We start from the raw sequence: 14,242 nt of genomic DNA, 5'->3' as shown, positions 1-14,242 counted from the left end.
GAGATCGGCCGTGGATAAAGCTACATCCGTAACCGCTTTCGACCTGACGCCGCCCAGCGCGGAGCAGTTCCGGCTCCTCGCGGAGGATCTCTCCGTCGAGGAACGCCAGGTTCTTCTGAACCACGGGACGGAGGCACCGTTCTGCGGCGTGTTCCTGCAGGAGAAGCGGCGTGGCCTGTACACTTGCCGACTCTGCGGCTTGCCGCTGTTCAACGGCGGCACCAAGTTCGAGAGCGGGACAGGCTGGCCGAGCTTCACGTCGCCATTCAAGGAAGATCACTTGCGAACGATCAGCGACACAAGCTTCGGCATGGTTCGAACGGAGATCGTCTGCGCTCGCTGCGGCGGTCATCAAGGGCACGTCTTTCCGGACGGCCCGCCACCCACTGGCGAGCGCTACTGCATCAACTCAGTTTCCCTGGCCTTCACGCCAGCGGGTGAGCCGTTGCCCGACAAGCTGGGCAAGGGGGCGCCTGAGGGGCAGCCGTATGGTCAGAGCTAGGTGCCGAGCCGGGGAGAAGGCCGATGTTGTTCGCCATCATGGGTTTCTACAAGCCGGAAGCCGAACTCCACCTGGCCGACTTGCAGGACGAGGTGAACGAGTTTGTCGGCCAGCCTCTCAAGCAGATCAGGGTTGCCGGGCCACTGTTCGACGAGCATGACCGGAGGATGGGCAATCTAATGCTGGTGGATGCAGCCGACTTCGACGAAGCGAAGCGCCTGCTTGGCATCAGCCCCTTTTACCAGCACGACTTGTACGAACGCACGATCGTGACCGAGTTCAGGATTGAGGTCGGCAAGCTGACTGGCCCGTGAGCGTAGACAAACGTCGTCCGGACTGACGCCAGACGACCCTTGAAGTTGGAGCGCGCGCGATGACGGACGTCCCTACGATCCCTCTGGTCCCCGGAAATACCCTGATCACCCCAACCCCGGAAGAAGGCCGCGCACTGGCGCTGATGCTCGCTCGACATTCGGTTCATGCGATGCAGAAGCAGCTGGAGGTGCTGACCAACGGGCGCGCACAATATTCGCACGATCCGTACGGCTTGATTGCCGCGAGCCATGTCGTGGCCACCGAGTTCGCGACAATCGCGGCAGCCAACAACTACTGGAAGACCCCATCGGAGCTTTGACGATCTGTCCTCGAAGGAGCCCGTCGTGCAACACGCCACCGAGACGAGCGAAGCAGGATTAACTCGGGGATCCGGTGCCGTTGGCGGGCGCCTTGGTGAGCTGTTCCACATCAAGGCAGCACCGTCGCTTGTTACCACCAGCCTGCGTGCCGGCCCGCTCGCAGTGACGGAGATCCAGTCCATGGATCCGGTGATTGGTATGACAGACGCGGTGCCGACCGAAGAGGCTTTCCTCCTGTGCCTGCAGCTGGAGGACTTAGGCGACCATCAGGTGTGGGAAGACGGGCGCGCTCTGCCGAAACGCACTATCAAGGCAGGCGAGTTCATATTGCGCGATCTAACACGAAGTCAGGCTGCCCTCATCGATCGGCCGCATCATTCCTTGCACTTTTACCTGCCGCGCGCTGCACTCGACGAGATGGCCGACAACGCAGCGGAACCACACGTTCGAAATATAGACTGCCACCCTGGCGAACCCCGGTTCGACTCTGTCGTTCGAGATCTTGCAAATTGCCTCGTCCCGACCTTGGCTTCGCCCGAGCAAGCCGACCGGTCGTTTATCGAGCACGTCCTGATGGCGATCGCATCGCATGTCTCACACGCCTATGGCGGCGTGGTGGCCCGGCCTGCAGATATAAGGGGCGGCCTGGCAAGATGGCAGCTCAAGCGGGCGCAGGAGATGCTCAGCGGCGATTTGACCGGCAACACGCCGGTAGCAAGCATCGCTCGTGAGTGCCGGCTTTCAGTTCAGCACTTTGCCCGAGCGTTCAAGAAGAGCACCGGGCTAGCTCCACATCGTTGGTTGATCCAGCGGCGAGTGGAAACTGCCAAAGTTCATCTCGCGAACAGATCTATGCCGCTTGCGCACGTGGCCCTGCTGTGCGGCTTTGCCGACCAGAGTCATATGACGCGCGTGTTCGGATGGCATACGGGACTGACACCGGCCGCATGGCGGCGGCAGTTGTGAGAAACGCCCGGCCGCGCGCGAAACGTTCAAAGTATGGCGGTTTGGTTCAATCCCCGTGCGAACGAACACTCTAGACCTCGAGCCGGTGAGATGACCGAGCGCGGCTTACGCGTTCTTCGGAGGCGTCGAGGATATGCCGCGAGCATGGTCACAGATCGGGGTAACCGGGTGGCACGAAAGTGGTAAGGCCGCGTCCCCGCTGATCGAGATCAAGGAAGAAGCTGCTCCTCGCCTGAGTGTAGCGCCTCCCCATCCAAGGTCTCTCGCCAAGGGACGCGTGTTCATCTCCTTTCAGACTGAGAACATGCGTGTCCTGCCGGTCTTCGGGGCGGGCGCGCTGCAGGTCTCGCCACGGGTAGGACACCTCCATGTAACGGTGGACGAAGCAGCATAGCACTTCGTCCATGCAAGCGACGAGCCGCTGGCGATCGTCGGTCTGGCCCCAGGTCCTCACCAAGTCACCGTCGAACTCGCCGACGCTACGCACGCGGTCGTGGCAAGCGAAGCCATCCAGTTCACCATACCGGCACCGGACGAGCCGCCAGCCGGATAGCAACTCGCCGGTCCAATGACGCCCACCACGCCGAAGGTTCAACCAACCTTCTTTCAACGGAGAGAGACCATGGATGTTTTCACGACCAGCGACGGCACGGACATCTACTACAAGGATTGGGGCCCCAAGGATGCGCCAGCCATGTTCTTCCACCACGGCTGGCCGCTCAGTGCGGACGAGTGGGACGGGCAACTCATGTTCTTCCTGGGCGAGGGCTTCCGAGTCATTGCCCACGATCGACGGGGCCATGGCCGGTCAACCCAGACCGACAACGGGAATGACATGGACACCTACGCGGCAGACGTGATCGAACTCGTTCGCGCGCTGGACCTCAAGAACGCGGTGCATGTCGGTCATTCAACCGGCGGCGGCGAAGCCACTCGCTATGCTGCCCGTGCCGATCCGGGCCGCCTGTCGAAGGTGATCCTTATCAGTGCAATCCCGCCGGTCATGGTGCGCAAGGACAGCAATCCCGACGGGCTGCCGATCGAGACGTTCGATGGCTACCGTCAGGCCGTCGCGGCGAACCGTGCGCAAGCATATCTCGAGATCGCAGCGGGTCCGTTCTACGGGTTCAACCGTCCAGCAGCGAAGGTCATCGAGGGCTCCGTCCGCAACTGGTGGCGGCAGGCAATGACCGGCGGCATCAAGGCGCAATATGAGTGCATCAAGGTGTTCTCGGAGACTGACCTTACCGAGGACCTGAAAGCGATCGACGTTCCGGTTCTCCTGCTGCACAGCAAGGACGACCAGGTCGTACCCTATGTCGCGTCGGCCCCGCTCGCGGTGAAGCTGCTGAAAAACGGCACGCTAAAGACCTTCGAGGATCTTCCCCATGGCATGCCGGTAACGCACGCTGAACTCGTGAACGCGGAGATCCTCGCCTTCGTGAGGTCGGAAGGAGCAGCCGCTTCGGCCGGCGCCGAGCCCGCGACCGCCGCGTGACGAGCGCCCGGGCCGGCACCGGGATTGTGCCGGCCCGATCACCACCACCTTGTCGAACAAAGGATATGTGCGATGCGCCTACCGGTCGTGGCTACCGTTTTCGCCCTTTCGCTATCGACGCCCTTCGTCGCACAAGCCGCAGCGCCGACGAGCGTCAAACCGACTATCGTGCTGGTGCATGGCGCTTTTGCCGGATCGTCAAGTTGGAATCCGGTGATCACCAGGTTGACGCGCGATGGCTATCCGGTGATCGCCGCTGCCGTTCCGCTCAGAACGCTGAAGGGCGACGCAAGCTATATCGGGAGCCTAGTCGCAAGCCTTCCGGGCGAGGTGGTCCTGGTTGGCCACTCCTACGGTGGAGAGGTCATCTCCGTCGCTGCCGCCAATCACCGCAAGGTCAAGGCACTCGTGTTCATCGCCGGGCTTGCCCCTGATGTCGGAGAAAGCGCCGCAAGTCTCGGCAAGCAGTTCCCGATGGGCATGCTCTCGGCCGCGCTTGCGCCGCCAGTACCGCTGGCAGACGGCAGTGCCGACCTCTACATCCTGCAGGCGCGTTACTGGAAGCAGTTCGCGGCCGACTTGCCGGAGGCTGAGGGATCTCAGATGGCCGTCACGCAGCGGCCAGTGGCGCAATCCGCGCTTGCCGAGCCCGCTGCGGCCGAGTCCTGGCGCTCGATCCCCTCTTGGTTTGCCTACGGTCAGCTGGACCGTAACATTCCGGCCAACCTGCACGCCTACCTCGCTAGACGCGCTAAGGCGCGCGAGTCCGTGGAGGTGCCTGGCGCCAGCCACGTGCTGATGCTGTCGCACCCGGACCTGGTCGCTGCGATGATCGAGCGGGCAGGGTCGGCTCCGGCCCGCTCTGCCGAAGCTCGCCGATGAGCTGGTTGCGCTTGCCATTCCCTCCAACAACGGACACGAGCCGATGGGTTACGCACTCGAAGGCAAGGTCGCCGTTATTACCGGCGGCACGACCGGCATCGGCTTTGCCACGGCGAAGCGCTTCGTGGCCGAAGGCGCGCGGGTGTTCATCACCGGGCGCCGCGAAGCCGAACTGGGCAGAGCAGTTGCCGAAATAGGCTCCGGTTTGCGGGGCATACAGGCGGACTCGACCGTCATGGCCGACCTTGATCGCCTGTATGCGGAGGTCGAAGCCGAGGCGGGGCGCATAGATGTCTTATTTGCGAATGCCGGCGGCGGCTCTTACCTCCCGCTCGGCAGCATCACCGAGGAGCAGTTCGACGTCACGTTCGACCGCAACGTGAAAGGCGTTCTGTTCACGGTCCAGAAGGCGCTTCCGCTGCTCGTGAATGGAGCTGCCGTGATCCTGACCGGCTCAACGACAAGCATCGCGCCGGTCCCGGCTTTCAGCGTGTACGGAGCGTCGAAGGCCGCCATCCGAAGCTTTGCGCGAACTTGGACGCTCGACCTCAAGGCGCGGTCGATTCGGGTCAATGTCCTGAGCCCGGGCCCGACTGCGACGCCGGGCCTTCTCGGTCTGGCCGGGGATGATGCGGCCGCGCAGCAGCAGCTGCTTGCGGAGATCGCATCTCAGGTGCCCCTCGGGAGAGTTGCGGACCCCGACGAGATCGCCAGCGCAGCCCTGTTTCTGGCGTCGGGTCAGTCCAGCTTCGTAACCGGCATCGAACTCTTCGCGGACGGCGGGTCTGCGCAAGTTTGAAAGCGCTTCTCAAGCTGGACGAGCAACCTCTACCTTTTGGCGATCTGAGGGTGTGCAGGCGTCTAAGGGTGAGCCGCCGGGGCCTTCCGCGCGTTTGCGGTAAGGTGAAGAGGAGCAGCTCCCGTGAACATTGCCGACTCGATTGTGGAGACGCTGCAGAAAGCCGGAGTCGAGCGCATCTACGGCGTAGTCGGGGACAGCCTTAACGGTATCACAGAGGCGATCCGCAGCCGCGGAGTGATCGAGTGGGTGCATGTCCGCCACGAGGAGGCCGGCGCGTTGCTGCGGGTGCTGAGGCCCAACTCACTGGTCGGCTCGCGGTCTGCGCAGGTTCGTGCGGACCGGGCCATGTCCATCTCATTAATGGGTTGTACGACTGCCACCGCACGGGCGTTCCGGTGCTGGCGATAGCCGCTCACATTCCTAGCGGCGAGATCGGCAGCGGCTACTTTCAGGAGACCAAGCCCGAGCGCCTGTTCGCCGAGTGCAGCCATTATTGCGAGCTTGTCTCCAGTCCCGAACAGATGCCCCGGGTTCTGGAAATCGCTATCCGCACCGCCGTTGGTAAGGGCGGCGTGTCGGTCGTCATCGTACCCGGCAACGTTGCTCTCAAGGATACCGCCGCAACATCCGTCGCGCCGCGAGCCGCTTTGCTGCCCCCACCAGCATTGGTGCGCCCGTTCGACCGGGAGCTGGAGACGCTTGCAGAGATGCTGAACGGCGCGAAGCGGGTTACGCTGCTTTGCGGTCGTGGGTGCGCGAACGCGCACCCGCAGCTACTTCAATTTGCCGAAACCCTGGGTGCACCGATCGTGCACGCCCTCGGAGGCAAGGAATTCGTCGAGTACGACAACCCGTATGACGTCGGCATGACGGGCTTGATCGGCTTCTCGTCGGGCTATCGGGCGATGCTGACGTGCGACATGCTGCTGATGCTCGGTACCGACTTCCCATACCGGCAATTCTATCCAACAGAAGCGCGGATCGCGCAGGTGGACCTCCGGCCGGAGCACCTAGGTCGCCGCTGCCAGTTGGACCTCGGTCTGATCGGCGATGTCTCCGCCACGATCGAAGCGCTGCTGCCGAGGCTCACGCGAAAGGACGACCGCTCCCACCTGGAGAGCAGCCTCGACCACTACCGCAAAGCCCGCGCAGATCTGGACGAGCTTGCTGTTGGGCAGCCAGGCCGCAAGCCCATCCACCCCCAATACCTCGCCAAGGTCATCAACGATACGGCCGCCGACGATGCGGTATTCACCGCAGATGTCGGCACGCCCACCATCTGGGCCGCGCGATACGTCAGGATGAATGGTCGTCGGCGGCTGATCGGCTCCTGGGTACATGGTTCCATGGCCAATGCGATGACGCAAGGAATCGGCGCGCAAGCGGCGTTCCCGGGAAGGCAGGTCATCTCCATGTCCGGCGATGGCGGCTTTGCCATGCTGATGGGTGACTTCCTTACCCTGAACCAGCACAAGCTGCCCTTGAAGGTGGTGATCTTCAACAATGGTTCGCTCGGGTTCGTAGAGCTCGAGATGAAAAGCGCAGGCTTGATCGAAACAGGCGTCGCTCTCGAGAACCCGGATTTTGCCGAGATGGCGAGGGCAGTTGGTGTTCATGCCCTCAGGGTCGAGGACCCGGGCGACCTCTCCCAAGCCGCCCAAGACATCTTCGCCCATCCGGGTCCGGCCCTTTTGAACGTGGTCGTGAACCGGCAGGAGCTCTCGCTACCGCCCAAGGTCACCGCCGAGCAGATGAAAGGATTCAGCCTCTACGTGCTGAAGGCGGTGATGAACGGGCGCGGCACCGAAATCATCGATCTTGCCCGCAGCAACCTGCTGCGGTGAAGAGCTGCGATCTGCTTGCGTCAATCGCTCAGACCGGCTTCCCAGCGGACCTGAAGTCAGGTCACAAGGCGAGGCAGAGATCCCGAGCCTATTGAGCAGGTCAGGTGTTTGTCCCAGCTCGCCAGCACCGCCGCAGCGTGATCGATGCTGACACTATCTTTAAGGGGGAACCCAAATTCGACTGGTCGCGAAGGTTCGCGAAACGGAACAAATTAACCTTGAGATGGTCGCTACGTAAGGCGCTGTCGTTCCCGCCACGCTGATCGGACTCCATCGCAGCCGCTCCTGCTCACGAAACGTTTGTCCGGTTGTATGGCTCACCTCCGCTTGCAAACGACACTAGGAATTAGGCTACCTCCGAAGATGTCTGCATCCTGAGCTCAGCACTGGGGAGCCGAGCGTCGATCCATTCGACGATGTCGCCCATCACCTGCTCGCGCCCTAAGTCATTGAGAAGGTCGTGATAGTGACCCTCATAAAGCTTTAGTGTCTTATCGCTCGACCCTGTCTCGCGGTAGAATTGCTCGCTGCCGTCGGGGCGGGTCGCGTGGTCGGCGGTGCCGTGAAGGATGAGGACGGGCAACTTAATTCGTCCGAACTCGCGCTCGAACCGCTCACCTGCGCGCGCGAAGGCAGCCACGGTCGCCACCGGCTGAACCTCGTTAAGTGTGAGCGGATCCGCGTTGAGTTGTGCCACCCACTCCGGGTCTCGCGAAAAGTCTTCCATCTTGAGCTTCAATACATGCGCGTGCGGCGCGACGTGGCTGGCACCTTCGAGCAGTTTCAACGCTATATTCGGCGCGAACACGCGGAAGGCGAAGCTTTCGCAGATCAGCCCGTCTATCCGGTCCTGATGATCAAGCGCATAGCTGACCGACGTCACTCCTCCGGCGCTATGGCCCAGCAGGTAAACCGGCAGGTCCGGGTGTTTGGAGCGGCCCAGTTCGATGGCCTGGCTGAGATCGGACACATACTCGTCGATGCTCGAGGCATAGAAGCGCTCGCCATCCGACTTGCCGCGGCCGCGCAGGTCAAGAGCCGTGACGGCAAAGCCCCGAGCAGCGAAATCCGTGGCGGCACGGGCGTGCTGGCCACCGTGCGAATTGACTCCATGACAGATGATAAGGTTCGCCTTCACCCTTCCCTCAGGCTGGTAATGACGGGCGAAGATCCGACCACCCGTGCCTTCAAGCCAATGTTCGGTTGCCTCGGTCATCACCAGTTCTCCTAATAAGGATCGCCTCTGGTCATTGCTTGTCGAGAAAAGCCCGAACGAGCTTGACGGTCGCGTCCGGGTTTTCCTCCATGATCCAGTGCCCCGAGGCCGGAACGACGCCACCAGTGACGTTTTCGGCTCCGGACCGCATCACCACGGCCATCTGGTCGCCGAAGCTCTTCTCCCCGCCAAGCGCGAGCACGGGCATCTTCAGCTTGCCCTTTGCTGCCAGCCAGGCGCGATTATCCACGGCGTCCTGGTCGAAAGCATGAAATTGCTCGAAGCCCGAATGCATGGCGCCGGGCAGGGCGTAAATCCTCGCATAATGCCGCCGCGATTCTTCATCGAACCGCTGCGGGTCGGCCGAAAACTCATTCCAGAACCGGTCGAGGTAGATCCGCTCGCGCCCGGCGACTAGGCGCTCCATATCTGGCCCGCCAAAGCGGAAGTGCCACAGGAGCGGGTTCTTCAGTACCTCTTCCCAAGGCCCGACGCCGGGCACCGGTGCATCGATCAGAACGAACCGGCGAACGCGCTCGGGGTGCTCCATGGCGAACGCAAAACCCACCATGTTGCCGATGTCATGCGTAACTAGGTCGGCTTTGGTCACCCGAAGCGCATCGAGGACACCCGCTACATCCCCACCTTGCGTCTTCTTGTCGAAACCCGTCTTTGGCTTCGCCGAAAGGCCAAGGCCACGAAGGTCAGGCACGATGACTTGGTGGTCACGCATCAACTCTGCCGCGAGCGGCGACCACATGTCCCCGGTTTCGCCGTACCCATGGAGAAGAACCACGGCCGGACCCTTGCCACCAGTACGAACATGGATGGTCGTGCCGTTGGTGGCGATCTCCTGCGTGGAGAAGCCTGCCGGATAAGGTGGGACGGCCGAAGCGGTTGGTGCCGCAAGCGCGATACACAAGGCAATCAAGGGTGTGCGTAGGAGCATCGTACGTCCCCTCATCTAGAGCGGTGAAGCTGACGCCCAAATGCGACTCGACGACGCGACTTGCGATGATTCTTTTAACCCAGATTGGCTCTAGTCGGAATGGCTGCCTTGTGTGTTGACGTCTGCTTCAAGCACAGACGTTCTCGCCGGGTTCGCAGCCGCAAGTGGGTGACGGATCAGCAGACTGTCGCCGTCGGGTCGAAAGTGGATATAGCTACTTAGCTGAACGGGCGTCCGCTTCCGGCCTCCACGCGCGAGAACCGGACGATCTCCTAGCGGCCAATTGCAGACCTTCAGCCGCTAGCACGCTCCTATCTGCTGACGCGACTTTGAGCGAAAGCTGGAGTTCAAAGAGTTTCCAGCGTTTGCAGCTAGGAGATGAAAATGAGCAGATTGCGCGAGCAGAACCAAGGACCTGAAGACGATACCTCAATTGCCCGAGCGCCAAGATCGGCGCGTCGTGGTCGACCCGCGCTGATCTCGGACGTGTTCGGGGTGCTTGAACGAGAAGGGGAGGAGCCTGTGTCCATCGAGGACATGAACAATGCCGTTCTTGATCAAGCAGCCGTGGACGATGCTAGCGGATCGGCGATTTTCAGGTGAATGAAAGCGAACGAGAGCGGATGAAAGCTGCTCCTCTCGGCGCAGAAAGTCTTCGTTAGTCCGTGCCGCCGACAGATTGTCAGCTGTACCCGCGAGTAGAGTCCCGGGGATTAGGTAAGCTGCGGGCGTAGAGACCCGCCTATTGGTGAGTTAGCTGTCTTCGACGGGCGGCGATCCACATAAGCAGGCGGTCAGTCTTTCGGCCTATTTCAGCCAGACGGCGGACTCATTTGCAGGCCAGAGGTATGCGGTCTCGGCACCCAGATCTTCGATCCAGACTCAGGCAGGCGAGCTGTTGCAGATGATCTGAGGGAGGACCTTGTCTATGAAGCGATTCACCGCCTCATCCGCCCCAATGGTCCTCACGTCGCAGGCCATCTCCTTGAGAAATCGCGCAGTTTGCTCGTCAGGGATGTCGTTCAAGTAATTCTTAAGGCACATCGACAACCATTTGCGTGCACGATCCCGAACAGAACACGGCTCCAACCATGAGCCCAACCACGTTTTAGCCGGTGAATGCCGATCGAGATCGTTTGCCGATGCTAGCACCGCATCAGCGATCATCTGACCGTATCCGGCGTTGCCTTTCCGCTTCATCGACGCCTCGTAAGTTCTGGACTCTCGAAGGGGCGCATTGCGACAGTTCGCGACAGCGACTCTTTTCGAGCTTTTCAGGCAGCAAGCTGGGTCACTCGCCCTGATTTCTTTTGCCGATTCCCATTCCCCAGCACCGCCGGCTCAAACTTAAAAAAGGGGCACCTATCAGAGTGTGGACCGTCTGCGGCTACTGACTAACGCTGCGGCGCGTGAGACCTGACGTAAGAGCATTGCTGGGCGATAGAATTCGGGAGCGGCGAGCTGAGCTCGATTTCACGCAGGAGGGCTTCGCTCACTACACTGGCCTCGCTCGAACCTACTACGGGCGGATCAAGTGGGGGCAGCAGAACGTCACTCTCGAAAGACTGGTTTGGCTGGCCGCTCACCTCGAAACCTCAGTTGCTGACCTAACACGAGACCTAAACGCGGATGTTCGCCTCGCGTTTGTTGAGGCTGGACACGAAGTCGATTGAAGGTCGCAGCTGGGGCGCTTAACGTCGTCGTTGCAGATGCGAAGTGCGTTCTATTCGGATGATCGTTCTACAGCGGTGTGATCGCGCCCCCGCAACCAACAGTGTCATACGGCCCCCAGTCACCAGCTGGGGGCCGTTGCCGTTTGTGGCGTGCTTAGCTTTGCCGAAGGCATCGGATGCCGTTTGGGCAAACTCGATCATTCGGAACAGGTCTCCATGCAGCTCAAGCTTGAGCGAGTCTTGGTGACCAAGGGAGGGCGGAATGACGACTCGTCTCACGAGTCATCATCGCACCGGGTTCGCTCGGTGGCTTGCCGAGCTTTCACGCGGGCCCGTTTCATCTGAGATGATGCGCAACTCCGGCGTCGAGATGACCTTCCACAAACTGCGGTCATCGTCCCGAGGGCGTCTTTTGATACCACCTCTGCCATCCGGCTCTTCAACATAGCGGCGGCATTTAAAGATGCGCTCGCCGACATACAGTCGGTTGTTGAAAATGCCGTCGCCTCGATCGATGTCTCCAGACAGCAGCACCACATCTCGGTGGGCGTGAAGTTTCTCGAGAAATTAAAGACAATCCTCATCACGCCCGAGGCGATCCAAATCCTCGATTATCGCGACGTCGACTTCGCCGGTGTCGACGGCTCGGATCATCATTGGAGCCCGGGCTGAGCCATTGAAGCTCCGGTAATTGCGCGTCAGAGAAGTAGGCGATCAGATCCATAACCTTCTCACTGGCGTATACGGCGATGTTGCGCCCGGGGTCCTCCGTGGAGGTGGGGCTCTGCTTTTCATCGCTGAAGCGACCTAACCGATGGTCCTGGGCTTACCGGCTTTCACAGGTCATTCTCCAAGGTCGCGACCACCATCTGCTCGGCTAGCAGTCGGCGGACAAGTGACGATAGCACTGCATCCAGCATGTTTTCCAACAAGCTGTTTACCTCATAGCCGGATCGCTGAGGAGACTGCCACTGAATGGCCGTGCTGGAGTCCACCGTTGGCTCGGGCGTGACATGATCACCCAAGAGAATGCGAGAAACACGCGCCTCAACACCCGAGATCGCAGCCGTGAGCAGGCGCCTACCGCGTTGTCTTCATCGCTGATGCAAAGAATCTTCTCGTGACCCACGCTCTGGGACTTTCAGCCGTAGTGCCGATGGCGTCAGCATCGACATAATCCCTAGGAGGAGGGAAGGCTTGGGTCCCGGTCAAACCGCGCCAGGGTCGAAACGTTAGGGTAGGGGTGCGTCCCTAGCGATCTACGAGGACTGGGCCTGAAGCCGCAGCCATCCTGTTCCTAACGCCACGGGCCGCAGCGTCCTGTCCAAGGCAGTCGGAACAAATCAGATACGGACTGGGCTACTGTCTACGGCTGATTTTGCGAGGCACCCGCAAGCAGCTATGGCTTGCACTGGGAAGGGGGACGTCCCTGCGCCGCCAAGTTCTCGCACGAACTTATGACGTCGTTGCACCTATCTCACTCGGGGGAAGGACACGCGCTTCACCTTGCGGGCCAGAGCCGCCTTCAGCGCCCGCCCGACGAATACCTCTTGACAAGCATCGATGACCGTGCGTTCGCCCATCGCGCAGAGGGTGTGGAGACCGTCGCGAACGTGCCATTCGCGGAAAGGGCGCACGACGTGCACGGTTGTTTCGCGGAACTGCGTAGGGGTCAGGCAGTCGACCCGGTTCACGGCCACAGCCCCGCCATAAACGAGTGAGCAATCCTGGGCCGGTCGGTATAAGGCACCTTTGTAGACGAACGGCCGCCCAGCGGGGCGACTGGAGCGGATGTCGCTCTTGAGCGGATTGGCGGGATGCTCGCGCCACGGGCCCCGAAGATTTGGTGCCATCCAAGCATGCAAGTTGACGAGCGATTGGTCTTCTTCGTCCGTCGCGAACAGCCACCAGCAGCCTTGCCACTGCAACAGAGTGGAATCTGCCAGCCGTCGTCCTTCGATCAGTACCCGCTCCCTAGCCCAAGTCATATTCGCCTGGTCGTAAGCGTAGAGACTCACCTGTCGTGCCTCATTGGTTTCCGGAACACAGAACAGGCGTCCATCGTGCCAGAACACGTACGGATAGGACATGTGGTATGGCAGGTCGAAGATGATCTCCGGCTGGCTGGGCGCAGGCTCGTTGAGGAGAACGGCGGAAATCCGACCCCGGGCTTTAGACCAGCTGTAATCTTCCGCGAGGAGTAGCGCAGACCCGCCGTTGCCGTCCTCAAGTTCAACCGCGAACGGATCTGCTAGGAATCTCCCTGGCGGGTTGGAGAGCCACCGGACCGGCATCTCGCCGCCGCCGCCGCTGAGCCCCGCCACCTGTTCGATGGGAGCATCGACGATGCCGATGCGCCACTGTTGATGGCGGAAGAGCGATCGATACTGCTTGCGCAACGATGCCGTGGCCTGCCGCCACCACAAGTTCAGAAGGTCGAAGCTCGAGGGAACCTCCTGCTGTCCGAGGAGCGGTGGCTTGACCTGGTCGGTGGTTTGAACGGAGCCCGTCAGCCGAAGATGTTTGCAGACCTGAGCTGGCCATGCGGCGGCGGCGCTGAGCAGTTGATCTCGATTCCGTCGGTAGGATGTGGCGTCCGTCTCGAAGAAGCCGCTGTGTAGCGTCCTTTGTTCACGACCATCCTTGCTCCATTGGGTCAGCGCGGCCGCGGTCACCGGCTTGCGACGATAGACTTCCCAGAAGCCCGGGGGGTTTCTCGATGGCTCCTGCGGATCACCGAAATGGAATGCCCAGACGCCATGGCGAGCCAGGTCGTGTAGTTCGCCGTGGGGTTCACCAGTGCCGAAGTGCAAGACGAAGTCCAAATCGCAACGACGGACATCCCCGCCGTCACCAGGCGGCTCGTTGCCCGGCCAGCGCTTCACCGGGACTTCGGCGAATTCAGGAGGCAGGCTTTGCATGTGCTCCGGGTCTGACGCTTCGTCGAACCGACGCCGGCGATATGAACGCCAGAGGGTCTCGCGAAGGGGCCGACGGCTTGCACTCCCAGCCCGCACGGCTTTCCCCGGCGGTAAGTCACGGATGATCAGCAATGCGGGGCTGACCCCCTCCAAACGCAACAGTGCGTGGATGCAATCGATCTGCCACGTGGCCAGCCGCTCCGCGTCGCACGATATGCCGAACCGTACGTTGCGAGCAGGAGCGTCAGAATCCGTCACTAAATTCCTCTTATTGCATTAGAAGAATGCAGGATGAGGACGGAGGTTTCGTGTGCTCGCAACCTTCGCGAGAATAGCTGGTTCAGGAACGAACCA

General features: G+C 61.2%; 13 protein-coding genes and 2 pseudogenes. 12 read left to right on the top strand and 3 right to left on the bottom strand.

Annotated features, from left to right (window positions below):
* The first annotated feature begins 10 nt into the window (after positions 1–10).
* The 9 genes and pseudogenes from msrB to poxB all read left to right on the top strand — a co-directional run bounded on the left by msrB (position 11) and on the right by poxB (position 7,129).
* Positions 11–502: a peptide-methionine (R)-S-oxide reductase MsrB gene (gene msrB / locus OMW55_RS07305; RefSeq protein WP_264881923.1), complete on the top strand. Its 492-nt coding sequence runs from the start codon at positions 11–13 to the stop codon at positions 500–502.
* Between the two features lie 23 nt (positions 503–525).
* Positions 526–816, top strand: coding sequence for a YciI family protein (locus OMW55_RS07300; RefSeq protein WP_264881922.1), 291 nt, complete (start codon positions 526–528; stop codon positions 814–816).
* 59 nt (positions 817–875) lie between these two features.
* The gene (locus tag OMW55_RS07295; protein WP_264881921.1) at positions 876–1,136 is read left to right on the top strand and encodes a hexameric tyrosine-coordinated heme protein; all 261 of its coding nucleotides are present in this window, start codon (positions 876–878) and stop codon (positions 1,134–1,136) included.
* A gap of 25 nt (positions 1,137–1,161) precedes the next feature.
* On the top strand, positions 1,162–2,103 hold the full coding sequence (locus OMW55_RS07290; RefSeq protein ID WP_264881919.1) for an AraC family transcriptional regulator: 942 nt from the start codon (positions 1,162–1,164) through the stop codon (positions 2,101–2,103).
* A 133-nt stretch (positions 2,104–2,236) separates the two neighbouring features.
* A pseudogene (locus tag OMW55_RS13945) lies at positions 2,237–2,656 on the top strand (DUF6130 family protein).
* Between the two features lie 69 nt (positions 2,657–2,725).
* Positions 2,726–3,601, top strand: a complete 876-nt coding sequence (locus OMW55_RS07285; protein ID WP_264881918.1) for an alpha/beta fold hydrolase — start codon at positions 2,726–2,728, stop codon at positions 3,599–3,601.
* Positions 3,602–3,673: 72 nt separating this feature from the next.
* Entirely contained in the window at positions 3,674–4,483 is an 810-nt protein-coding gene (locus tag OMW55_RS07280; protein ID WP_264881917.1) for an alpha/beta fold hydrolase, read from the top strand.
* Between the two features lie 43 nt (positions 4,484–4,526).
* A complete protein-coding gene (locus OMW55_RS07275) occupies positions 4,527–5,282 on the top strand; it encodes an SDR family oxidoreductase (RefSeq protein ID WP_264881915.1) in 756 nt (251 codons plus the stop codon).
* A 123-nt stretch (positions 5,283–5,405) separates the two neighbouring features.
* Positions 5,406–7,129, top strand: a pseudogene (gene poxB, locus OMW55_RS07270) (ubiquinone-dependent pyruvate dehydrogenase).
* A 346-nt stretch (positions 7,130–7,475) separates the two neighbouring features.
* Here the strand turns inward: poxB and OMW55_RS07265 are convergent.
* Both OMW55_RS07265 and OMW55_RS07260 read right to left on the bottom strand, forming a co-directional pair.
* Positions 7,476–8,345: an alpha/beta hydrolase gene (locus OMW55_RS07265; protein ID WP_264881914.1), complete on the bottom strand. Its 870-nt coding sequence runs from the start codon at positions 8,343–8,345 to the stop codon at positions 7,476–7,478.
* A gap of 31 nt (positions 8,346–8,376) precedes the next feature.
* Positions 8,377–9,294, bottom strand: coding sequence for an alpha/beta fold hydrolase (locus tag OMW55_RS07260; protein WP_407822107.1), 918 nt, complete (start codon positions 9,292–9,294; stop codon positions 8,377–8,379).
* Between the two features lie 384 nt (positions 9,295–9,678).
* On the opposite strand from OMW55_RS07260, the gene OMW55_RS07255 reads away from it, so the two are divergent.
* The 3 genes from OMW55_RS07255 to OMW55_RS07250 all read left to right on the top strand — a co-directional run bounded on the left by OMW55_RS07255 (position 9,679) and on the right by OMW55_RS07250 (position 11,639).
* Complete coding sequence (locus tag OMW55_RS07255) at positions 9,679–9,897, top strand: hypothetical protein (protein WP_264881912.1); 219 nt, start codon at positions 9,679–9,681, stop codon at positions 9,895–9,897.
* Positions 9,898–10,703: 806 nt separating this feature from the next.
* Positions 10,704–10,967, top strand: coding sequence for a helix-turn-helix domain-containing protein (locus OMW55_RS13940; protein WP_407822106.1), 264 nt, complete (start codon positions 10,704–10,706; stop codon positions 10,965–10,967).
* Between the two features lie 543 nt (positions 10,968–11,510).
* Positions 11,511–11,639 (top strand): hypothetical protein, encoded by a 129-nt coding sequence (locus OMW55_RS07250; RefSeq protein WP_264881911.1) that lies wholly within the window; start codon positions 11,511–11,513, stop codon positions 11,637–11,639.
* Between the two features lie 800 nt (positions 11,640–12,439).
* On the opposite strand, the gene OMW55_RS07245 is transcribed toward OMW55_RS07250, so the two are convergent.
* Positions 12,440–13,888, bottom strand: a complete 1,449-nt coding sequence (locus OMW55_RS07245) for a glucosamine inositolphosphorylceramide transferase family protein (protein ID WP_264881910.1) — start codon at positions 13,886–13,888, stop codon at positions 12,440–12,442.
* Positions 13,889–14,242 lie beyond the last annotated feature (354 nt).

The sequence above is a fragment of the Sphingomonas arvum genome, from assembly GCF_026013565.1.
GTDB lineage: Bacteria > Pseudomonadota > Alphaproteobacteria > Sphingomonadales > Sphingomonadaceae > Sphingomicrobium > Sphingomicrobium arvum.
This window is presented reverse-complemented; position numbering and strand designations above follow the sequence as displayed.